The following is a 21,281-nucleotide window of genomic DNA, read 5'->3' as shown; positions in this document are numbered from 1 at the left end:
CGATGCTCCAAGAGACGAGTTACGATGTTATGATTGTTGGTGGAGCAATGACAGGGGTTACATTAGCTCTGTCACTTAGCTACCAAACACAAGGGAAAATGAAGATTGCTATTTTAGAAAAACAAGTAGCACATCATCATAAACAAAGTGGTTTTGATGCTCGTTGCATCGCATTATCTGATGGTAGCTGCCAACGCTTAGCACAAATTAAATTACCTGATAGTAAAAATTTATGGCAACTATCGAAGCATCTAAGTACACCGATTAAGAAAATTCACGTGTCAGATAAAGGACACAGCGGATTAACTGAATTTACTGCTGAAGAATTTCACCTTTCACAACTTGGTGCTGTCATCGAGTTGAATCAAATGGGCGATGTGCTGTTAAAAGCGATTAAACAATACCCTAATATTGATTATCTTTCCCCTGTTGAAATTGAACAGATTCAACTCAACCAAGAGGATGTCAAAATCTTGCTTAAAAATGACCGCACTTTAACTGGCTCTCTACTCATTGGTGCTGATGGCACGCAATCTGCCGTCGCCAAAGCCGCAAATATCTCGCAAAAATGCGTCAGGGAATACCAACAAACTGCGATCATTACAAACATCAAACCGCAACAAGCACATCAATTCCGAGCTTTTGAACGTTTCACTTCAGAAGGTCCTGTCGCGTTATTGCCAATGCAAGACAACTTAATGTCGTTAGTCTGGTGCGTACAAAGTCCTGATGAGTTAATACAATTAGATGACAAAACATTCCTCAAAAAACTTCAACAGCACTTTGGCTGGCGCTTAGGTAAGTTATTAGAATGTGGAAAACGTTTCACTTATCCACTGAATCTCTATCAAGCAGAGCAACACATTCAGCATCGTATTGCATTAGTAGGTAATGCAGCACAAACATTGCATCCAATTGCGGGACAAGGGTTTAATCTTGGTATTCGAGATGTTATACAACTTTCACAACATCTTTCAGCACTTTATTTAAAACAACAAGATCTTGGTAGCTACACGAATTTACAGGTTTACGAAGTGCTACGATCACCAGATCAACAGCAAATCATCAATCTAACTGATGGCTTGCTTTCTATTTTTGCAAATAATTTATTCCCATTACAAATTGGACGAACGTTAGGATTAATGGCATTGGCGCAGTCAAAATTATTACGTCAGCATTTTGCCAAACCAACATTAGGATGGATGTAGTTTATGAAAACATTTGATTTAGCCATTATTGGTGGAGGAATGGTTGGTCTTGCTCTAGCAGCAAGTTTAAAAGAAAGCAGATTGCGTATTATAGTGATTGAAGGTTTTCCACCAAAAATACCAACTGAACAAGTTACCAATCGAGTCAGCGCATTAAATCTTGCAAGCCAACACTTATTAACAGAACTTGGCGTATGGGACGATATCCTTGCGTTACGAGCGACTGCTTATGACAAAATGTCTGTATGGGAAAAAGACAGTTTTGCTAATATCCAATTTGATACACAAGGGCTTGGACTCTCTCATTTGGGACATATTGTCGAAAACCATTTAATTCAACATTGCTTATGGCATAAAGTCACGACACAAAAAAATGTAGAAATTATTACCGCACTTCCACAAAGTTTCGCCATCACTGAAGATAATGCCATTCTGTCATTGAATAATGGTCAAATGTTATCGACCAAATTAATTGTAGGTGCAGATGGTGCAAATTCTTGGGTGAGAAAACAAGCTGATATTCCTTTGATTTTCCGCGATTATGGTCACCATGCTTTAGTATGCAATGTAGAAAGTATTGAACCACACGGCCAATGTGCAAGACAAATCTTTTCTGAAGATAGCATTCTCGCCTTTTTACCATTACATCAAACTCATTTAAGCTCAATTGTTTGGTCACAACCAGCAGAACAAGCAGAATATTTATCACAATGTGATGAAGAAGAATTTAACCAAAAACTTGCTGTTGCATTTGATATGCGATTAGGCTTATGTAAAGTGAAATCTAAAAGACAAACAGTCCAACTCACTGCTCGCTATGCTAGAGACTTCGCAAAAAATAGAATTGCATTAGTCGGAGATGCCGCACACACTATTCATCCACTAGCTGGACTGGGTGTCAATTTAGGTTTTCAAGATGTCATTTCTCTCGCTCAAAATATTAAAATCAATCTTGATAAGCACTTAGATATTGGTGAATACCGTTATTTACGTACTTATGAGCGCACCAGAAAAACAGAAGCAGTAAAAATGCTTATTGCAATGCAAGGACTAAAAGATCTGTTTAACGGTGATAACCCACTGAAAAAACTGATTAGAGGCGTGGGGTTAAGAGCTACAAACCAACTTCCTTTTATCAAAACAGAATTGATGAAACAAGCTCTAGGCTTATAAATAAAAGTGTGTTTCAAGTTATATCAAACCACGCTTTTTTTATTCTCTAGAATGTATATGCTGATTTTTCTGAAATACATATTACTACATTTTAAAAAAATAGACCGCCCTTTAATATCAGGAATTGGTTAATTATGCTTATAAAATCACAACTTGCAATAGCCTAAAATATAAGTGATAAAAATAGTAATAAAGGAAAACATTAAGAAAACAAAAAAAAAGCCGTAAGCTTATGATTTACTTACGGCTTTATTTAAATATGGTGGCAGGGGCGGAGAGGCTCGAACTCCCAACACCCGGTTTTGGAGACCGGTGCTCTACCAATTGAACTACGCCCCTATAGTTAAAGCGAAACTTAATTCGCTTAAATAAATGGCGGAACGGACGGGACTCGAACCCGCGACCCCCTGCGTGACAGGCAGGTATTCTAACCAGCTGAACTACCGCTCCGCAAAATTTGGTATTTGGTAGTGACCTACTCTCACATGGGGAAACCCCACACTACCATCGGCATAACAGCATTTCACTTCTAAGTTCGGCATGGAATTAGGTGGTTCTACTGCACTATGGCTACCAAAAAATTTTATTTGATTAGCTCACTTATTACTAAATAAACTAATCAAATAATGACCTGGCGGTGACCTACTCTCACATGGGGAAACCCCACACTACCATCGGCGTAACAGCGTTTCACTTCTAAGTTCGGCATGGAATTAGGTGGGTCCACTGCACTATCGCCGCCAAGATATCCCGTTGATGTTATCTTATTGTCTTTGTTCTTTAATTCGAAACAAGCTGTCTAATGAGTCTTTCCAATTTTCGTCTGCGTTATTGCTTTGCTTAGCGTCTCTCACCTACACCCAAAAACACTTGAGCGTTGTATGGTTAAGCCTCTCGGGCAATTAGTACTGGTTAGCTCAATGTATCACTACACTTACACACCCAGCCTATCTACGTCGTAGTCTCCAACAACCCTTACTGACTTTAAGTCAGGGATGACTCATCTCTTGGCAAGTTTCGTGCTTAGATGCTTTCAGCACTTATCTCTTCCGCATTTAGCTACCCAGCAATGCCTCTGGCGAGACAACTGGCACACCAGTGATGCGTCCACTCCGGTCCTCTCGTACTAGGAGCAGCCCCAATCAATCATCCAACGCCCACGGCAGATAGGGACCGAACTGTCTCACGACGTTCTAAACCCAGCTCGCGTACCACTTTAAATGGCGAACAGCCATACCCTTGGGACCTACTTCAGCCCCAGGATGTGATGAGCCGACATCGAGGTGCCAAACACCGCCGTCGATATGAACTCTTGGGCGGTATCAGCCTGTTATCCCCGGAGTACCTTTTATCCGTTGAGCGATGGCCCTTCCATTCAGAACCACCGGATCACTATGACCTGCTTTCGCACCTGCTCGACTTGTCTGTCTCGCAGTTAAGCTTGCTTCTACCATTGCACTAACCTGACGATGTCCGACCGTCATTAGCAAACCTTCGTGCTCCTCCGTTACGCTTTGGGAGGAGACCGCCCCAGTCAAACTACCCACCAGACACTGTCCGAGACCACGTTCCGCAGTCTTCGTTAGAACATCAAACGTTAAAGGGTGGTATTTCAAGGACGACTCCACAAGCACTGGCGTGCCTGCTTCTTAGTCTCCCACCTATCCTACACATCAAAATTCAATGTTCAGTGTCAAGCTATAGTAAAGGTTCACGGGGTCTTTCCGTCTAGCCGCGGGTACACCGCATCTTCACGGCGATTTCAATTTCACTGAGTCTCGGGTGGAGACAGCCTGGCCATCATTATGCCATTCGTGCAGGTCGGAACTTACCCGACAAGGAATTTCGCTACCTTAGGACCGTTATAGTTACGGCCGCCGTTTACTGGGGCTTCGATCAGGAGCTTCTCTTTCGATAACACCATCAATTAACCTTCCAGCACCGGGCAGGCATCACACCCTATACGTCCACTTTCGTGTTTGCAGAGTGCTGTGTTTTTAATAAACAGTTGCAGCCAGCTGGTATCTTCGACTTACTTCACCTTCGTCCGCAAGGGACTACAATTACGGTAAGCGCACCTTCTCCCGAAGTTACGGTGCTATTTTGCCTAGTTCCTTCACCCGAGTTCTCTCAAGCGCCTGAGTATTCTCTACCTGACCACCTGTGTCGGTTTTCAGTACGGTTTAGATAAACCTGAAGCTTAGTGGCTTTTCCTGGAAGCGTGGTATCAGTTACTTCAGTGCCGTAGCACCTCGTCATCAGCTCTCAGTGTTAAGAAGACCCGGATTTGCCTAAATCTTCCACCTACTACCTTAAACGACCATCCAACAGGTCGATAACCTAACCTTCTCCGTCCCCACATCGCAGTTTATCCAAGTACGGGAATATTAACCCGTTTCCCATCGACTACGCTTTTCAGCCTCGCCTTAGGGGCCGACTCACCCTGCCCCGATTAACGTTGGACAGGAACCCTTGGTCTTCCGGCGAACGAGTTTTTCACTCGTTTTATCGTTACTTATGTCAGCATTCGCACTTGTGATACGTCCAGCAAACCTCTCGATTCACCTTCATCCGCTTACACAACGCTCCCCTACCCAACAGATTTACATCTGATGCCGCAGCTTCGGTGCTATATTTTAGCCCCGTTACATCTTCCGCGCAGGCCGACTCGACTAGTGAGCTATTACGCTTTCTTTAAATGATGGCTGCTTCTAAGCCAACATCCTAGCTGTCTAAGCCTTCCCACTTCGTTTCCCACTTAATATAGACTTTGGGACCTTAGCTGGCGGTCTGGGTTGTTTCCCTCTCCACGACGAACGTTAGCACCCGCCGTGTGTCTCCTGAGTATCACTCTTCGGTATTCGCAGTTTGCATCGGGTTGGTAATCCGGGATGGACCCCTAGCCGAAACAGTGCTCTACCCCCGAAGGTGTCCGCTCAAGGCTCTACCTAAATAGATTTCGGGGAGAACCAGCTATCTCCCGGTTTGATTGGCCTTTCACCCCCAGCCACAAGTCATCCGCTAATTTTTCAACATTAGTCGGTTCGGTCCTCCAGTTAGTGTTACCCAACCTTCAACCTGCCCATGGCTAGATCACCGGGTTTCGGGTCTATACCTTGCAACTCAATCGCCCAGTTAAGACTCGGTTTCCCTTCGGCTCCCTTATTCAGTTAACCTCGCTACAAAATATAAGTCGCTGACCCATTATACAAAAGGTACGCAGTCACCCTTACAGGCTCCCACTGCTTGTACGTACAGGGTTTCAGGTTCTATTTCACTCCCCTCACTGGGGTTCTTTTCGCCTTTCCTTCACAGTACTGGTTCACTATCGGTCAATCAGGAGTATTTAGCCTTGGAGGATGGTCCCCCCATCTTCAAACAGGATTTCTCGTGTCCCGCCCTACTTATCGTAAGCTTAGTTCCACATAGGCATTGTCGAATACGGGGCTATCACCCTGTGCCGCCATCCTTCCCAGAATGTTCTTCTAATGCATTTGCTAAAACTTACTGGCTCTTCCGCTTTCGCTCGCCGCTACTCACAGAATCTCGGTTGATTTCTTTTCCTCGGGGTACTTAGATGTTTCAGTTCTCCCGGTTCGCCTCGTTACTCTATGAATTCAAGTAACGATAGTAGATTCTTCATCTACTGGGTTTCCCCATTCGGACATCTTGGATTAAACGCCTCTTATCGACTCATCCAAGCTTTTCGCAGATTAGCACGTCCTTCATCGCCTCTGATTGCCAAGGCATCCGCCCTGTACGCTTAGTCACTTAACCATACAACCTCAAGTATTTTTAGTAATACTTTACTATTTTCTACTTAACTGTTGTGTTTAAACGCTAATACTTGTATGCCTTTTTCATACAAGATTTTTCTACTCAGACTTTCTTTCGAAAATCTCTTCAGTTTTTCAGCTTGTTTCCAATTTTTTAAAGAACAATAAAGACAACAAAAGTCATCTTTAAATGGCGTCCCCACGGGGATTCGAACCCCGGTTACCGCCGTGAAAGGGCGATGTCCTAGGCCTCTAGACGATGGGGACAGCATTTAAAGATGCTCTCCACTTTGCCATTGCTTTTTCATTTACACAATTTATCAAACAATCTGTGTGAACACTTGCAGTCGTTCCATTTTCGGTTAAGGAGGTGATCCAACCGCAGGTTCCCCTACGGTTACCTTGTTACGACTTCACCCCAGTCATGAATCATACCGTGGTAAACGCCCTCCCGAAGGTTAAGCTATCTACTTCTGGTACAACCCACTCCCATGGTGTGACGGGCGGTGTGTACAAGGCCCGGGAACGTATTCACCGCAACATTCTGATTTGCGATTACTAGCGATTCCGACTTCATGGAGTCGAGTTGCAGACTCCAATCCGGACTTAGATGCACTTTCTGAGATTCGCTCAACGTCGCCGTCTCGCCGCCCTCTGTATGCACCATTGTAGCACGTGTGTAGCCCTACTCGTAAGGGCCATGATGACTTGACGTCATCCCCACCTTCCTCCAGTTTGTCACTGGCAGTCTCCTTTGAGTTCCCGACCAAATCGCTGGCAACAAAGGATAAGGGTTGCGCTCGTTGCGGGACTTAACCCAACATTTCACAACACGAGCTGACGACAGCCATGCAGCACCTGTCTCAAAGTTCCCGAAGGCACAGCCATATCTCTACGGCCTTCTTTGGATGTCAAGAGTAGGTAAGGTTCTTCGCGTTGCATCGAATTAAACCACATGCTCCACCGCTTGTGCGGGCCCCCGTCAATTCATTTGAGTTTTAACCTTGCGGCCGTACTCCCCAGGCGGTCGATTTATCACGTTAGCTTCGGGCACCATGCATAAAGCACAATCCCCAAATCGACAGCGTTTACAGCGTGGACTACCAGGGTATCTAATCCTGTTTGCTCCCCACGCTTTCGCACATGAGCGTCAGTACATTCCCAAGGGGCTGCCTTCGCCTTCGGTATTCCTCCACATCTCTACGCATTTCACCGCTACACGTGGAATTCTACCCCTCCCTAAAGTACTCTAGACTCCCAGTCTGAAATGCAGTTCCCAAGTTAAGCTCGGGGATTTCACATCTCACTTAAAAGTCCGCCTGCGTGCCCTTTACGCCCAGTTATTCCGATTAACGCTCGCACCCTCCGTATTACCGCGGCTGCTGGCACGGAGTTAGCCGGTGCTTCTTCTGTAATTAACGTCAATGATATTATCTATTCAATAATACCCCTTCCTCATTACCGAAAGAACTTTACAACCCGAAGGCCTTCTTCATTCACGCGGCATGGCTGCGTCAGGGTTCCCCCCATTGCGCAATATTCCCCACTGCTGCCTCCCGTAGGAGTCTGGGCCGTGTCTCAGTCCCAGTGTGGCTGGTCATCCTCTCAGACCAGCTAGAGATCGTCGGCTTGGTAGGCCTTTACCCCACCAACTACCTAATCCCACTTGGGCTCATCTTATGGCAGGTGGCCCGAAGGTCCCACCCTTTCATCTCTCGATACTACGCGGTATTAGCTGCAGTTTCCCACAGTTATCCCCCTCCATAAGCCAGATTCCCAAGCATTACTCACCCGTCCGCCACTCGTCAGCAAAGAAAGCAAGCTTTCTTCCTGCTACCGTTCGACTTGCATGTGTTAAGCCTGCCGCCAGCGTTCAATCTGAGCCATGATCAAACTCTTCAATTCAAGTTCAATCGCTCAATAAACTGCTTAGCTAAAGTTTACATTCACTTCAAAAGTTTATGAATTTTCAGTTTAAGCACCTATTAAGACTTCAATAATTAAATTTTTTCAAAATGAAATCAATCAACAAGTGCCCACACAGATTGTCTGATATATTGTTAAAGAACAAAAAACAACGACGCGAGTGTATTTATTAATTCGTTTACAACGTCGCGTCGTTGTGTGCTGCGTATTATAGGCATTTCATCACCCTTTGCAACCCCTTTTTACAATTTTTTTGTGATTTTTTATTGAGTGATGTTTTTTTAAACTTTTTGGATATTTTGCGTTATATTTCCGTTATTTTTTAGTCGTTTTATCAACTGAGGCAATTTTGCTATTGATTCAATAACTTCATCAGCAAGATTTTCCCCTTCTTCTGTAATAGGCTTACCTGTTCTAACCAAAATGTTTGTTTTTACATTTGCACCTTTTCCAGCTAAAAGATCCTCTACTTTATCACCCACCATAAAAGAATGTTCTGGATCAATTCCTAATTCATTAATCGCTTGCAACAACATTCCAGATTTCGGCTTACGGCAATCACAGTCTTGTTTATACTCACCCTGCCCATCAATATGATGAGGGCAATAATAGATGCCATCAAGATCAACTCCACGATCTGCCAATGACCAATCCATCCATTCTGTAAGCTGTAAAAATTGATCTTCAGAGAAATATCCTCGTGCAATACCAGATTGATTCGTCACTAATACTAATAGATAGCCCATTGCTTTTAATTGTTGCAATGCTTCAATACTACCCTCAATAAATTGAAATTGGTCAATTTGGTGTACATAGCCATAATCAATATTTAATGTGCCATCACGATCTAAAAATACTGCTTTTTTCATTTCAATTCCTTTATTACGTATTAATAAGGTCATTATCACTTTTCTTCTCTACATTAGCAAATAGTGGATTATCGCTTTTATCTGATAACCAATAATTATAAAAATATTTTGAATATGTATTGACATAGCAATCCAGACGTCTAAAATGCTAGTCCATCGTTATAAAAAAGAAGTATTTAAGGGCTTATATGATTAAGCTAGAAAACATTAGTAAAATTTTTGAGGTTTCAGGGAAAAAACTGACCGCACTTGATAATGTGTCACTTCACGTACCAAAAGGGCAGATTTGTGGCGTCATCGGTGCTTCTGGTGCAGGTAAAAGTACCTTAATTCGTTGTGTTAACTTACTTGAGGTCCCATCTGCAGGTACTGTGATTGTGGACGGTAAAGATTTAACTCAACTTAAAAATGCAGAGCTTGTTCACGAGCGTCGTAATATTGGAATGATTTTCCAGCATTTTAACTTACTAACATCAAGAACAGTATTTGGCAACGTTGCACTACCATTAGAATTAGAAAACGAGCCAAAAGAAAAAATTGAACGTAAAGTCAATGAATTATTAGCGCTAGTTGGTCTAGCAGATAAAAAAGATGCTTATCCATCAAACTTATCAGGCGGGCAAAAACAACGTGTGGCAATTGCACGTGCATTGGCAAGCGAACCAAAAGTATTGCTTTGTGATGAAGCAACAAGTGCATTAGATCCTGCTACTACGCAGTCAATCTTAAAATTATTGAAAGAAATTAACCGCACTTTAGATATTACAATCTTGTTAATTACTCACGAAATGGAAGTGGTTAAACGTATTTGTGATCAAGTGGCAGTAATTGATAAAGGTCAGTTAATTGAACAAGGTTCTGTAAGTGAAATTTTCTCTAACCCGAAAACACAACTTGCAAAAGAATTTATCCGCTCAACTTTCCATATCCACTTGCCTGAAGAATATATGGAAAATTTATCTGACACGCCAAAATCAGGAACTTCTTGGCCAATTGTGAAATTTGAATTTACAGGACGTACTGTTGATGCGCCAGTGTTATCGCAAGCATCTAAAATTTTTGGTGTAGATTTAAGCATTTTAACCTCGCAAATTGATTATGCAGGTGGCGTAAAATTTGGTTTCGTGATTGCTGAAATGGAAGGTGATGATGATGCAATTACAAAAACAAAAGCATATTTAATGGAACATAACGTAAAAGTTGAGGTATTAGGCTATGTTTGATCAACTTTGGGCAGATTTTAACAATGAGCTCACACCAAAAATTTGGGAGCTTGTTGGTCTCTCAACACTTGAAACACTTTATATGGGCTTTGTCGCAACTTTATTTGCGATTGTGATTGGTTTACCCATTGGCTTTTTAGCCTTCTTAACGGGTAAAGGCGAGATTTTGGAAAACCAAAGAGCTCACCAAGCGTTAAACATAATTATTAATATTGGCCGTTCAATTCCATTTATTATTTTATTAATCATCCTATTGCCATTCACTCGTTTAGTCGTGGGAACAACATTAGGAACAACTGCCGCTATCGTGCCCTTGAGTGTCTCTGCAATTCCATTCTTTGCGAGATTAACATCAAACGCATTACTGGAGATCCCAAGTGGATTAACCGAAGCGGCAAAATCTATGGGAGCGACAAACTGGCAAATCGTAACAAAATACTATTTACCAGAGTCAATTCCCATTTTGATTAACGGCATCACGCTAACCTTAGTAGCATTAATTGGTTACTCAGCAATGGCGGGAGCTGTCGGCGGTGGCGGTTTAGGTAACCTTGCAATTACTTACGGCGAACATCGCAATATGGTCTATGTAAAATGGATCGCAACTATCATTATCGTATTGATCGTAATGTTAAGCCAAAAATTGGGTGATGATTTAGCAAAACATTTTGATCATCGCTAGTAATAACAATCAACTAACACAACATCTTTTAAGAGGATTTATTCTATGAAATTAACCAAACTTTTAGGTCTAGCGACCCTTTTCTCAGCAGTGGCATTAATCGGCTGTAAAGATGAGAAAACAGCAGCAACTGCACCACAAGAGCCAGCTGCACGTAAATTAACATTAGGCGTAATGTCTGGTGCGGAGGCACAAGTTGCTGAGGTTGCAGCAAAAATCGCAAAAGAAAAATACAACATTGATGTGAAATTAGTGGAATTCACTGAATACACACAACCAAATGATGCATTATCAAAAGGCGATTTAGATGCAAACGCATTCCAACACAAACCATATATGGATAAAGAAGTAGAACAACGCGGTTACAAACTTGCAATCGTTGGTAACACTTTCGTATTCCCAATCGCTGCATACTCTAAAAAAATAAAAAACGTTTCTGAGTTAAGAGAAGGTGCAATCATTGCCGTACCTAACAACCCAAGTAACTTAGGTCGAGCACTAATTCTTTTAGAAAAACAAGGTGTGATCAAATTAAAAGATTCAAACAACTTATTCTCAACTTCAATCGATGTTGTTGAAAATCCGAAAAATGTTGTAATCAAAGAAGTTGAAACTTCACTACTGGCTCGTACATTAGATGACGTTGATTTTGCAGTAATCAACAACACTTATGCAGCACAGCATGGTTTAAGCCGCGAAAAAGATGGTATCTTTGTTGAAGATAAAGATTCTCCATATGTAAACTTATTAGTCACTCGTGAAGACAATAAAGACAACGAAACATTAAGAGACTTCGTAAAAGCATTCCAAAGCGATGAAGTTTACCAAGAAGCAGTCAAACACTTCAAAGACGGCGTTGTAAAAGGTTGGTAATTTCACCTTTATAAAAGTCTGATACAAGAAATCCCCATCTCTGTTGGGGATTTTTTGTTTATCAAGTGCGGTCATTTTTTTCTGTATTTATCTTTTAACACTTGATTCATTTTATTTATAAAGAAAGTAAATTGTAGTTTTATACCCTACAAAAAACCCCAGCTGATGCTGGGGTCTTGTAACTAAGTGCGGTTGATTTTTTGCAAATTTCTTAAATTACAATACGTCAATACAGTTTAAGTCTTCGAAAGATTGCTCTAAGCGTTTAGACATAGATTCTTCCATTTTACGTAACCAAACACGTGGGTCGTAGTATTTTTTGTTTGGTGCGTCAGGACCTTCTGGGTTACCTAATTGACCTTGAAGATAATCTTTATTTGCATTATAGAATTTTAAGATACCTTCCCAAGATGCCCATTGTGTATCAGTATCGATATTCATTTTGATTGCACCATAGCTGATTGCTTCACGAATTTCTTCACGGCTTGAACCTGAACCACCGTGGAATACGAAGTCGATCGATTTCGCTGGAAGATTACGTTCTTTAGAAACGAATTCTTGTGAAGCACCTAAAATAGATGGTTTTAATTTCACATTACCTGGTTTGTAAACACCGTGTACGTTACCGAATGCAGCAGCAACAGTGAAACGTGGGCTTACTGGACTTAATTGATCATAAACGTAAAGTACGTCTTCTGGTTGAGTATAAAGTTTAGATTCTTCTACATCAGAGTTATCTACGCCATCTTCTTCACCACCAGTGATACCGATTTCAATTTCTAATGTCATCCCCATTTTGTCCATACGAGCAAGGTACTCACGGCAGATTGCCATATTTTCGTCCATTGGCTCTTCTGAAAGATCGATCATATGAGATGAAAATAATGGTTTACCAGTTTCTGCGAAGTATTTTTCACCTGCATCTAATAAGCCATCAATCCAAGGTAATAATTTTTTCGCAGCATGGTCAGTGTGAAGAATCACTGGCACACCGTATTCTTCAGCTAATGCGTGAACGTGTTTTGCACCTGCGATTGCGCCTAATACATCAGCACGAGTGCCACTTGCTGGTTTTAAACCTTTACCTGCGTAGAATTGTGCACCACCATTTGAGAATTGGATAATTACTGGTGCTTTTACCCGTGCTGCAGTTTCTAATACTGCGTTAACTGAATCTGAACCCACACAGTTTACCGCTGGAATTGCGAAGTTATGTTCTTTTGCGTAAGCAAAGATTTTTTGAACGTCATCACCAGTTACTACACCAGGTTTTACAATATCTAATAATTTGGCCATTTCCTTTTCCTTCTAAAGTTAAGTTGTTGTGTTAAAAGTACAGTTATCAAACGTGATTTATATTGAAGATAAGCAATCAAGGGCGTCCTAATAACTGATCTATCACAGGATTCATTTTCGTTTCAACAGATTGATACTTAGTTAATGCTAGTCCACCTTTTCCTACTAATGAATATTCGGCACTAGCAATTTCTTTATCCTTCTTGTACAGCTTCAATCTTGCCCAAGATAAATAAGTTACAATATCCCAAGAACGTTTTGCAGAATAACGTAAGGTATAAGTACAACTATCAGCATTATGCTCTTCTACTTTACGAGCCTTGATACCGTATTGCATCAAACGCGATTCAACAACAGGAACAAAATCTGAGACTATTACAATGGGATTTCTTATAATACAAATTTCATGAATATTTTTAAATTCTTCTCTTGCCACAGGCAATACTTGAATTGATGTACAACCAGATAAAAAAGCGAGAGCTATAATAGATAAAGATGAATATACAACTCTAGACATTATTATTTTTCTCTTAATCGATAGAATGGGCAACACTAGTTGCCCATACCATCATTAACCATTTGCACGTTTTTCTAAAATTTCTACTGCTGGTAATACTTTACCTTCAACGAATTCTAAGAATGCGCCACCACCAGTTGAGATATAAGAAATCTTATCTTTGATACCGAATAGATCGATCGCAGCTAAAGTGTCACCGCCACCTGCAATTGAGAAAGCGTCACTATTTGCGATTGCGTGAGAAATGATTTCAGTACCTTTACGGAAGTTAGGGAATTCAAATACGCCCACTGGACCATTCCAAAGAATAGTTTTTGCGTTTTTGATGATTTCCGCTAATTGTTCTGCTGATTTATCACCGATATCAAAAATTGACTCGTCATCTTTCACTTCATTTACTGCTTTTTCAGTTGCTTCCGCAGTTTCAGAGAACTCTAAACCTACACGCACATCAACTGGTACAGGAATATCTGTGCTTGCAGCTAAGTTTTTCGCTACTGGGATTAAATCTTCTTCGTAAAGTGATTTACCTACATTATGGCCAGCTGCTGCAATAAATGTATTTGCGATACCACCACCAACGATAATTTGGTCAGCAATTTTTGAAAGAGAATTTAATACTTCTAATTTAGTTGATACTTTAGAACCACCAACGATTGCAACCATCGGACGAGCAGGCTCTTTTAACGCTTTACCTAACGCATCTAATTCAGCTGCAAGTAATGGACCTGCACAAGCTACTGGGGCGAATTCTGCAACACCGTAAGTTGATGCTTGTGCGCGGTGAGCTGTACCGAATGCATCCATCACGAATACATCACAAAGTGCGGCATATTTTTTACCTAATTCAGGATCATTTTTCTTCTCACCTTTATTAATACGGACGTTTTCTAAAACAACGATTTCACCTTCTTTCACTTCAACGCCATCTAAATAATCACGAACTAAGCGAACCGGCACATCCAAATGCGCATTTAAGTAATCAACAACGGGTTGGAGTGAGCTTGCTTCATCAAACTCACCTTCAGTAGGACGGCCTAAGTGTGAAGTCACCATTACTTTTGCACCTTTTTCAAGCGCAAGTTTTAAAGTAGGAATGGTTGCACGAATACGTGCATCAGAAGTCACCTTACCATCTTTTACTGGTACGTTCAGATCTGCACGAATAAACACACGTTTGCCGGCTAAATCTAAGTCTTTCATTTTGATTACTGACATATTTCATCCTCTTACTAGTTAAATTAAAAAACCTGAAAACTGAAGGTATTATACCCCTTTCTAACTAGGCTGTACTGCGTTAGATCAAACAATTTTCATTATTTAATAAATAAAAATTAATACCCAGTTCGACTTCTTGGGCAATCCATTACATTCCAGTCCAAGTCATAACAAATGAAAAGCTCATTGCGACTCGCACCCAAATACACATCTTTTAAGTGTTTGTTATTCTTACGTAACCATTGAAATAACTCATTACGCGTCAATTCATAATTTGGTAGTTTTAAAGTGCGGTATAATTCACGTTGTTTTTCAAAATACGCTTTGGCGTTATCAAATGCACAAGCACCATGTTTTTCCCATTCACCTTGCAACAAATTGGCGCTAGGTGATTCTGGTAAATATTGTTCGATTAATTCTTGTGGCACAATTGGCAAGTCGCCTTTACAAAAACGTGGTTGATCCGATACCGATCTCGCACGCTTGTTTTGTGGCCATAATCCATGAATAATCCAACCGAATTGTTGCGTTAATCCACATTGATACTGTAAAGATTTTGGAAGGTTGTCGCCATAACGAGTGCGTTGTTTTTCACAGAAGGCAGGAGACCAAGAAAGGACAAAAGTGTAATAATCAGTTGGTGCATCAGCATTTTGGCCAATCGAATCATTTTTCATTATGTAATCATAGTTACGATCTACAATGACTTCGACGGCTTTTTTCTGTTTGGAAAAATAATACCAACCCGATAATAAAAACATTAAGAAACAAACCACAAAGATGGAAAGCTGAAGCGTTTTCTTTTCGTTCATAAAATTCCTATTTCACTTTTAGAGAGTATTCATTATAATCTGTCGCCTTCACTTTAACACAGTAAAGGACAAATACAATGGCGCTTTTAATCACAGACAAATGCACAAATTGCGATATGTGCGAGCCTGAGTGTCCCAATGAAGCAATTTCAATGGGAGACGAGATCTATGTCATTGATCCTGCACTTTGTACAGAATGTGTTGGGCATTATGAAATCCCAACTTGTCAGAAAGTGTGTCCAATTAATAACTGTATCATCACCGATCCCGATCACATTGAAACCAATGAACAGCTTTGGGAGCGTTTTGTGTTAATTCATCATTCTGATAAATTATAGTTTTCACACCTTATATTGCTCATCGCATTTTGCCAAAACTCGAGTACTTTAGGTTGGACACAACTTTTTTCCACACCATACTTCAATACACAAGTCTGTAATGATGTTGCAACAAGTTCATTACCACATAACGCCAGGCTTCGAATGATGCGAGTAATCCGTAATTGATTATGTCCACCTCTTTTTAACCAAATATGTTGTTTCATATTTAAGTTATCACAAGCAGAAATCACATTATCTTGTCGAATTAACCCATAGTAAGCCAACATTAAATCCAAAGATTTAAGCTGGTTTTGTTGGATTAATTCAGATTGCTGACAATACTCACGATCCGTTAGAGTAAGTACCGGAGCGTGTTTATTTGAACGAGACACTGAATCCATAGGGAAAAGCCATTGAATATAATCGTGTAAATATTCCAAATTAAAGTGATCAAGCTGCCAAAGATCACTGAGTAGTCGCCCTTTATGATCGGGCGCTTTTCCTTCTAAAAAATCAGTCAATTGACTCATTACAAACTATAATCCCATTGTGCTAATAAAATGCCCGTTGCAACAGCAATATTGAGTTCTGCTTTTAATGGATTACCCAGTGTCAACACCACTTGCTCGTCTTCTGGTTGTGCAAGGCTTGTTTTACCTTGTTCATTCACCACAAATACCACTTTTTGCGCAAATTTTAATTTTGCTAATGGTTTCGCTTGTTTGTTCGAAGTTAAATGAACAATTTGATAACCCGCTTTGCGTAATTGCTGTAAAGCGTTATCTGCATAGTCAGTTTCAAGCACACGAATGTATTCCATTCCACCTTCAGCCACACGCGCTGCCGCCGATGAATTTAAGTTATCTGCAAACACTTTTTCGACAATCACGCCTTTTACACCAAATGCCGCACTGGTACGAATAACACCACCTAGATTATGCGCATTTTGTACGCCATCAATAAATACTAAACAATCCTGTTTACGTGGAATATCTAAGTAGCCCGATAAGGTTAATGGACGCGCTTTCTTCACGAGCATACAAATGCCACCGTGATGCTCAGTGCCACTCACTAAGGTTAATTCAGCGTTATCTACAACATGATACGCTTTCTTATTTTCTGCTAAATAACTGAAAAGTTCACCGCTCTTTTTCGCCATTTCTACGGTTGCCCAAATGCGGACAATGCTTTCAGGACGTTGAGAAAAGAGTGCTTGGCAAGCATTTTCGCCATACACCTTCATTTCTTCAGAACGATTCTTTTTAATTTTTTCAGGCGCACGAGGAGATAACGGACCTGTTTTTTTCTCACGTGGTTTCTCTGTGAGACCACTGCTTCTCACCACGACTTTTACTTTACCTTCTTCGCCACTAGCAGTGCGCATTGTAGTTTCAGAAATACGCTGCTCGACTTGCTGTGGTGCACGAGGGCTTTTCACTTTGGTTTGAAATTTATTATTTGAAGTGAAGTTATCACGTGGTTTACGTTCTCCACGACCTTCAAATTTGTCTTTAAAGTGCGGTGATTTTTTCTCAGATTTTTCACCGACAGAACGTTCATTGAATTTTTTTTGAGAAGCTTGTTGGAAGACAGGCGTTTTTGTTTTGTTATTCATTTCGATATGCCAATTTGATTGTTGGATGACGCAAAATGCACAAAAAAACAGCGCACTTTGCGAGAAAGTGTGAGCATTATAACGAAAAAACCGCTTTTTTCTACCAAGTTACAGCGTAAATATTGTAAACTACGAAACTAATCAAACTAAAGAGAATGATTTTTATGTTGATAAACAAAACCAAACGAGCAAAACAAAATATCAATCGTTTATTCTGTTTACCGTTACAAGCTGAAAATGTGGAATTTATTTACAGTGCTGCGGACTTTAAACAGCAAATTATTCAGCTAATTAAACAAGCAAAATCACGTATTTATATCACCGCACTTTATTGGCAAAATGACGAAGCGGGTCAAGAAATTTTAGATGAAATTTATCGTGCCAAACAAAATAACCCTGCGTTAGATATTAAAATCCTGATCGACTGGCATCGTGCACAACGTAATTTATTAGGTGCAGAGAAAAGTGCTACAAATGCAGATTGGTATTGTGAACAACGAATAAAACATCAAGACAATAGCCATATGTTTTTTGGTGTACCCATCAATACACGTGAAGTTTTTGGTGTATTGCATATCAAAGGATTTGTATTTGATGACACCATTCTTTACAGCGGTGCAAGTATCAATAATGTGTATCTCAATCAGTTAAATAAATATCGTTACGATCGTTATCACAAAATTACCCATCCACAACTGGCTAACAGTATGGTGGAATTTGTACAACAATATTTGTTAAATCCTTTGGCTGTACACCCATTAGATAATTGTGAACGACCAAAAACCAAAGATGTTCGTGCACCATTTAAAAGCTTCCGCAGAACACTAGCTTTTGAAGCTAATTATTCATTAAAAGGGGCAACATTATTAGAAGCAAATCCAGAGCAGCTTAGTATTTCTGTGTTATTTGGACTAAGCAAATACCACAATCGACTAAACCAAACTATTGAAGATTTATTCCAAGTAGTTGAAGAAAAATTAGTGATTTGCACACCCTATTTTAATTTTCCACGCACTTTGCAACAAAAAATATGCCAATTGTTGAGCAAAGGCAAAAAAGTGGAAATCATCGTTGGTGATAAAACTGCTAATGACTTTTATATTCCACCGTCTGAGCCGTTTAAAATGGCTGGCGCATTACCTTATCTATATGAAAGCAATTTACGTCGTTTCAGTAAAAAGTTTGAATATCAAATCAATCTGGGGTTATTAGAAATCCGTACTTGGAAAGATGGTGATAACTCCTATCATTTAAAAGGCATCTGGGTAGATGATAAGTACATATTACTTACTGGTAATAACCTCAATCCACGTGCTTGGCGTTTAGATGCAGAAAATGGTTTATTCATTTATGATCCCAAACAAGAATTACGTGCACAATTTGAAAAGGAACTGGATTGCATTCGCCAATACACACGCGTGTTAACACATTATTCTGAATTAGAAGAAATGAAACAATACCCAGAACCCGTGCAAAAACTATTGAAGAAATTCGCACGAGTGAAAGCGGATAAATTAGTGAAGATGATACTTTAATCAATGAACAACTAATTTTTCTCTTTCACCTCAAAATTTTATAAAAAAGACCGCACTTTTATGCGGTCTTTCGTTTATCTCAATAATATTTACTTAAGCCATAGCCACCGGCTTAGTATCATCAATAATTAAGTAGGCTTTTGCCACAGGGCCGTGTACCCCTACAACTTTGATTAACTCAATATCCGCCGTTGAGCTTGGACCAGCAATTAAGTTAACGCATGATGGCATACGCTCACCTTGTTGTGCTTTTTGGTGCAAGATTTCAGAAAGCTGAGCTACACGAGGTAAGATTGAGCTTTTGTTTAATACAACAATCGACACTCTCGGAAGCAGGCTGACTGAGCGACCACGCTGTGAATTCGAGAATAACACGATACCACCCGATTCAGTTAAGCCGTATTCAGCAAACACAATACCAATATTTGCAGTGTTCGCAAAAGTGCGGTTAATTTCAGCTGAATTTTCTGCCCAAATGTGGGTTTCATATTTTGCTTGTACCGCTGGGGTAATACCTGATTCCACTAAACGACTATCATCATTTAAGATCACAGGGCCTCCACCGTATTTTTCGCACATTGCTAACAAATCAGCAGTCACACTTTCAGGCGTTGTCACCTGGCAATTCACTAACATTGTTTGTGATGCAAACTCAACAAATGCATCACAGCGTTCATCAACGCTTAAATCCGTTAAACGGGTTGTTGGATAATCATTTAATGGATGATATTCACTAATCACTTGCGTACGTGGTTCACGTCCTAATTGTTTCGCAAGGTTATCTAAAAACTGTTGTCTATTTTTTTGATCTAACATAGAAATTCCTCACTCTTAACGATTTTTGAACCAAGAACGGAAGCTTTCACCCTCTGCTTCAGGCAAATCACGTGCTTTTGTCCACTCTGCTAATGCCCCTACTTGAACAGGAGCTTTACCATCACGAATCATCAATTTCGCCATTTTCGCCCCCACATTCATACCAATTTTCCATAATGCAGGGTTATTATTTGCAATAGTAAAGGCTTTTACTGAAAGACGCTCTGCTAATGGATTCATTCCCATTTCTGCGATATTACGACGGTGTTTTAATAATAGGTGTGCTAATGGAATTTTTACTGGACAAACTTGGTTACATGCCGTACATAAAGAACAAGCCGAAGGTAGATCTTTAAACTCATCATATCCACCTAAAATTGGTGAAATAACAGAACCAATTGGACCTGGATAAATCGAACCATAACCGTGACCACCAATTTGACGGTATGCAGGGCAAGTATTTAAACAAGCACCACAACGAATACAACGTAATACTTCACGGAATTCTGAACCCAACATTTTAGAACGACCGTTATCCACGATAACTAAATGGAACTCCTCGGGACCGTCAGTTTCGCCCGGCAGACGTGGACCCGTTAACCAAGTATTATAACCAGTTAAACGTGCACCTACCGCACTACGTGCAAGTAACGTAATTAATACATCCACTTCTTTAAAGGTTGGCGCTAAACGCTCCATCCCCATTACAGCGATATGTGTTTTTGGTAATGAAGTTGCTAAACGTAAGTTACCTTCGTTAGTCACTAAACATACACTACCGGTTTCAGCAACTGCAAAGTTACAACCACTTACACCAATATCTGCTTCTAAGAAGTCTTTGCGAATAGTTTCACGAATAAATAAAGTCATTTCTTCTGGAGTTTCAGAACCAGTATAGCCTAATTTTTCTGCTAAAACTTTGCGAATTTGATGACGATCTTTGTGAATTGCAGGCACAACGATATGCGATGGCTTATCTTCCGCTACTTGTAAAATATATTCCCCAAGGTCAGTTTCAACAACTTTGATACCTTCTGCTTCAAGCACATGGTTCATTCCGATTTCTTCGGTCACCATCGATTTTGATTTTACAATTTTCTTCGCGTTTTTCTCTTTTGCAACGTTTTTAATGTAATTTGTTGCATCTTCTGCTGTTGCTGCAAAATACACATGACCGCCGTTTTGGGTCACTTTTTCAGAGAGTTGATATAAATATGCATCAAGGTTTTCAATCACGTGGTTACGGATGTCTTTTGCATGTTCACGCCACTCTTCCCAGTGCCCCAATTCATCAACCATTTTTTGACGGTTAGCACCAATACGTTCTTGCGCCATTACTACCGCTTTACGCATAATATCATTTTGAATTTCTTCATTGATACGCGGTTTAAATTGAAGGTTACTTGTTTTAATCGACATTGT

The 21,281-nt window shown here is 40.3% G+C and carries 16 protein-coding genes, 3 tRNA genes and 4 rRNA genes; 7 read left to right on the top strand and 16 right to left on the bottom strand.

Translation table 11 applies throughout. The annotated features are described in order from the left end of the window. Positions 1-2 precede the first annotated feature (2 nt). Together ubiH and CKV78_RS09915 are read left to right on the top strand one after the other, a co-directional pair. Positions 3-1,208, top strand: coding sequence for a 2-octaprenyl-6-methoxyphenyl hydroxylase (ubiH, locus tag CKV78_RS09920; protein WP_005764795.1), 1,206 nt, complete (start codon positions 3-5; stop codon positions 1,206-1,208). Between the two features lie 3 nt (positions 1,209-1,211). Beyond that, positions 1,212-2,381: an FAD-dependent 2-octaprenylphenol hydroxylase gene (locus CKV78_RS09915; protein ID WP_005764793.1), complete on the top strand. Its 1,170-nt coding sequence runs from the start codon at positions 1,212-1,214 to the stop codon at positions 2,379-2,381. A 263-nt stretch (positions 2,382-2,644) separates the two neighbouring features. Here CKV78_RS09915 and CKV78_RS09910 read toward each other — a convergent pair. The 8 genes from CKV78_RS09910 to gmhB form a co-directional block, all read right to left on the bottom strand. After that, a tRNA-Trp gene (locus tag CKV78_RS09910) sits at positions 2,645-2,720 on the bottom strand. 34 nt (positions 2,721-2,754) lie between these two features. Continuing rightward, a tRNA-Asp gene (locus CKV78_RS09905) sits at positions 2,755-2,831 on the bottom strand. Between the two features lie 12 nt (positions 2,832-2,843). After that, positions 2,844-2,959: ribosomal RNA gene (gene rrf, locus CKV78_RS09900) — 5S ribosomal RNA — on the bottom strand. Between the two features lie 51 nt (positions 2,960-3,010). Beyond that, positions 3,011-3,126, bottom strand: a 5S ribosomal RNA gene (rrf, locus tag CKV78_RS09895). A 136-nt stretch (positions 3,127-3,262) separates the two neighbouring features. After that, a 23S ribosomal RNA gene (locus CKV78_RS09890) occupies positions 3,263-6,158 on the bottom strand. Between the two features lie 190 nt (positions 6,159-6,348). Further along, a tRNA-Glu gene (locus CKV78_RS09885) sits at positions 6,349-6,424 on the bottom strand. Between the two features lie 96 nt (positions 6,425-6,520). Next, a 16S ribosomal RNA gene (locus CKV78_RS09880) occupies positions 6,521-8,062 on the bottom strand. Together the 16S, 23S and 5S rRNA genes with 3 tRNA genes alongside form the textbook arrangement of a ribosomal RNA operon. A 302-nt stretch (positions 8,063-8,364) precedes the next feature. Next, positions 8,365-8,952, bottom strand: a complete 588-nt coding sequence (gene gmhB / locus CKV78_RS09875) for a D-glycero-beta-D-manno-heptose 1,7-bisphosphate 7-phosphatase (protein ID WP_095075316.1) — start codon at positions 8,950-8,952, stop codon at positions 8,365-8,367. 188 nt (positions 8,953-9,140) lie between these two features. On the opposite strand from gmhB, the gene metN reads away from it, so the two are divergent. The 3 genes from metN to CKV78_RS09860 are packed head-to-tail and all read left to right on the top strand — an operon-like array spanning position 9,141 to position 11,730. Next, complete coding sequence (gene metN / locus CKV78_RS09870; RefSeq protein WP_005764058.1) at positions 9,141-10,175, top strand: methionine ABC transporter ATP-binding protein MetN; 1,035 nt, start codon at positions 9,141-9,143, stop codon at positions 10,173-10,175. Beyond that, positions 10,168-10,857 (top strand): methionine ABC transporter permease, encoded by a 690-nt coding sequence (locus tag CKV78_RS09865; RefSeq protein WP_005764060.1) that lies wholly within the window; start codon positions 10,168-10,170, stop codon positions 10,855-10,857. Before metN ends, CKV78_RS09865 begins: the two co-directional genes overlap by 8 nt. A gap of 45 nt (positions 10,858-10,902) precedes the next feature. Continuing rightward, positions 10,903-11,730, top strand: coding sequence for a MetQ/NlpA family lipoprotein (locus CKV78_RS09860; protein WP_005764061.1), 828 nt, complete (start codon positions 10,903-10,905; stop codon positions 11,728-11,730). 216 nt (positions 11,731-11,946) lie between these two features. On the opposite strand, the gene fbaA is transcribed toward CKV78_RS09860, so the two are convergent. The 4 genes from fbaA to CKV78_RS09840 form a co-directional block, all read right to left on the bottom strand. Continuing rightward, positions 11,947-13,026 carry a class II fructose-bisphosphate aldolase gene (gene fbaA / locus CKV78_RS09855; RefSeq protein ID WP_005764062.1) on the bottom strand — a complete coding sequence of 360 codons (1,080 nt, stop codon included), beginning with the start codon at positions 13,024-13,026 and terminating at the stop codon, positions 11,947-11,949. A gap of 76 nt (positions 13,027-13,102) precedes the next feature. Continuing rightward, positions 13,103-13,543, bottom strand: coding sequence for an Sbal_3080 family lipoprotein (locus CKV78_RS09850; protein ID WP_005764063.1), 441 nt, complete (start codon positions 13,541-13,543; stop codon positions 13,103-13,105). A gap of 54 nt (positions 13,544-13,597) precedes the next feature. Further along, positions 13,598-14,761, bottom strand: coding sequence for a phosphoglycerate kinase (pgk, locus tag CKV78_RS09845; RefSeq protein WP_005764065.1), 1,164 nt, complete (start codon positions 14,759-14,761; stop codon positions 13,598-13,600). A gap of 116 nt (positions 14,762-14,877) precedes the next feature. After that, the gene (locus CKV78_RS09840) at positions 14,878-15,573 is read right to left on the bottom strand and encodes a ribonuclease T2 family protein (RefSeq protein ID WP_005764066.1); all 696 of its coding nucleotides are present in this window, start codon (positions 15,571-15,573) and stop codon (positions 14,878-14,880) included. Between the two features lie 77 nt (positions 15,574-15,650). On the opposite strand from CKV78_RS09840, the gene CKV78_RS09835 reads away from it, so the two are divergent. After that, positions 15,651-15,911 (top strand): YfhL family 4Fe-4S dicluster ferredoxin, encoded by a 261-nt coding sequence (locus CKV78_RS09835; RefSeq protein WP_032855532.1) that lies wholly within the window; start codon positions 15,651-15,653, stop codon positions 15,909-15,911. On the opposite strand, the gene CKV78_RS09830 is transcribed toward CKV78_RS09835, so the two are convergent. Together CKV78_RS09830 and CKV78_RS09825 are read right to left on the bottom strand one after the other, a co-directional pair. After that, positions 15,893-16,423: an opioid growth factor receptor-related protein gene (locus tag CKV78_RS09830; protein ID WP_005764070.1), complete on the bottom strand. Its 531-nt coding sequence runs from the start codon at positions 16,421-16,423 to the stop codon at positions 15,893-15,895. The genes CKV78_RS09835 and CKV78_RS09830 overlap by 19 nt on opposite strands. Beyond that, positions 16,423-17,508, bottom strand: a complete 1,086-nt coding sequence (locus CKV78_RS09825; RefSeq protein ID WP_005764072.1) for a tRNA/rRNA methyltransferase — start codon at positions 17,506-17,508, stop codon at positions 16,423-16,425. Before CKV78_RS09825 ends, CKV78_RS09830 begins: the two co-directional genes overlap by 1 nt. Before the next feature lie 164 nt (positions 17,509-17,672). On the opposite strand from CKV78_RS09825, the gene pssA reads away from it, so the two are divergent. After that, positions 17,673-19,043 carry a CDP-diacylglycerol--serine O-phosphatidyltransferase gene (pssA, locus tag CKV78_RS09820; RefSeq protein WP_032855534.1) on the top strand — a complete coding sequence of 457 codons (1,371 nt, stop codon included), beginning with the start codon at positions 17,673-17,675 and terminating at the stop codon, positions 19,041-19,043. Positions 19,044-19,136: 93 nt separating this feature from the next. Here pssA and CKV78_RS09815 read toward each other — a convergent pair whose 3' ends face one another. Continuing rightward, complete coding sequence (locus CKV78_RS09815; protein WP_005764076.1) at positions 19,137-19,859, bottom strand: LutC/YkgG family protein; 723 nt, start codon at positions 19,857-19,859, stop codon at positions 19,137-19,139. A 15-nt stretch (positions 19,860-19,874) separates the two neighbouring features. Next, positions 19,875-21,278, bottom strand: coding sequence for a LutB/LldF family L-lactate oxidation iron-sulfur protein (locus CKV78_RS09810; RefSeq protein ID WP_005764077.1), 1,404 nt, complete (start codon positions 21,276-21,278; stop codon positions 19,875-19,877). Between the last annotated feature and the right edge of the window lie 3 nt (positions 21,279-21,281).

It is taken from the genome of Pasteurella dagmatis, from assembly GCF_900186835.1.
In the GTDB taxonomy this organism is placed as follows: Bacteria; Pseudomonadota; Gammaproteobacteria; order Enterobacterales; family Pasteurellaceae; genus Pasteurella; species Pasteurella dagmatis.
The sequence above is the reverse complement of the archived record's forward strand: the minus strand, read 5'-3'. Positions and strand labels throughout refer to the sequence as shown.

Bases quoted from the DNA above. Each gene is read 5' to 3' on its own strand.
- ubiH (WP_005764795.1), top strand. From the start codon at position 3: ATGCTCCAAGAGACGAGTTACGATGTTATGATTGTTGGTGGAGCAATG.
- CKV78_RS09915 (WP_005764793.1), top strand. From the start codon at position 1,212: ATGAAAACATTTGATTTAGCCATTATTGGTGGAGGAATGGTTGGTCTT.
- gmhB (WP_095075316.1), bottom strand. From the start codon at position 8,952: ATGAAAAAAGCAGTATTTTTAGATCGTGATGGCACATTAAATATTGAT.
- metN (WP_005764058.1), top strand. From the start codon at position 9,141: ATGATTAAGCTAGAAAACATTAGTAAAATTTTTGAGGTTTCAGGGAAA.
- CKV78_RS09865 (WP_005764060.1), top strand. From the start codon at position 10,168: ATGTTTGATCAACTTTGGGCAGATTTTAACAATGAGCTCACACCAAAA.
- CKV78_RS09860 (WP_005764061.1), top strand. From the start codon at position 10,903: ATGAAATTAACCAAACTTTTAGGTCTAGCGACCCTTTTCTCAGCAGTG.
- fbaA (WP_005764062.1), bottom strand. From the start codon at position 13,026: ATGGCCAAATTATTAGATATTGTAAAACCTGGTGTAGTAACTGGTGAT.
- CKV78_RS09850 (WP_005764063.1), bottom strand. From the start codon at position 13,543: ATGTCTAGAGTTGTATATTCATCTTTATCTATTATAGCTCTCGCTTTT.
- pgk (WP_005764065.1), bottom strand. From the start codon at position 14,761: ATGTCAGTAATCAAAATGAAAGACTTAGATTTAGCCGGCAAACGTGTG.
- CKV78_RS09840 (WP_005764066.1), bottom strand. From the start codon at position 15,573: ATGAACGAAAAGAAAACGCTTCAGCTTTCCATCTTTGTGGTTTGTTTC.
- CKV78_RS09835 (WP_032855532.1), top strand. From the start codon at position 15,651: ATGGCGCTTTTAATCACAGACAAATGCACAAATTGCGATATGTGCGAG.
- CKV78_RS09830 (WP_005764070.1), bottom strand. From the start codon at position 16,423: ATGAGTCAATTGACTGATTTTTTAGAAGGAAAAGCGCCCGATCATAAA.
- CKV78_RS09825 (WP_005764072.1), bottom strand. From the start codon at position 17,508: ATGAATAACAAAACAAAAACGCCTGTCTTCCAACAAGCTTCTCAAAAA.
- pssA (WP_032855534.1), top strand. From the start codon at position 17,673: ATGTTGATAAACAAAACCAAACGAGCAAAACAAAATATCAATCGTTTA.
- CKV78_RS09815 (WP_005764076.1), bottom strand. From the start codon at position 19,859: ATGTTAGATCAAAAAAATAGACAACAGTTTTTAGATAACCTTGCGAAA.
- CKV78_RS09810 (WP_005764077.1), bottom strand. From the start codon at position 21,278: ATGTCGATTAAAACAAGTAACCTTCAATTTAAACCGCGTATCAATGAA.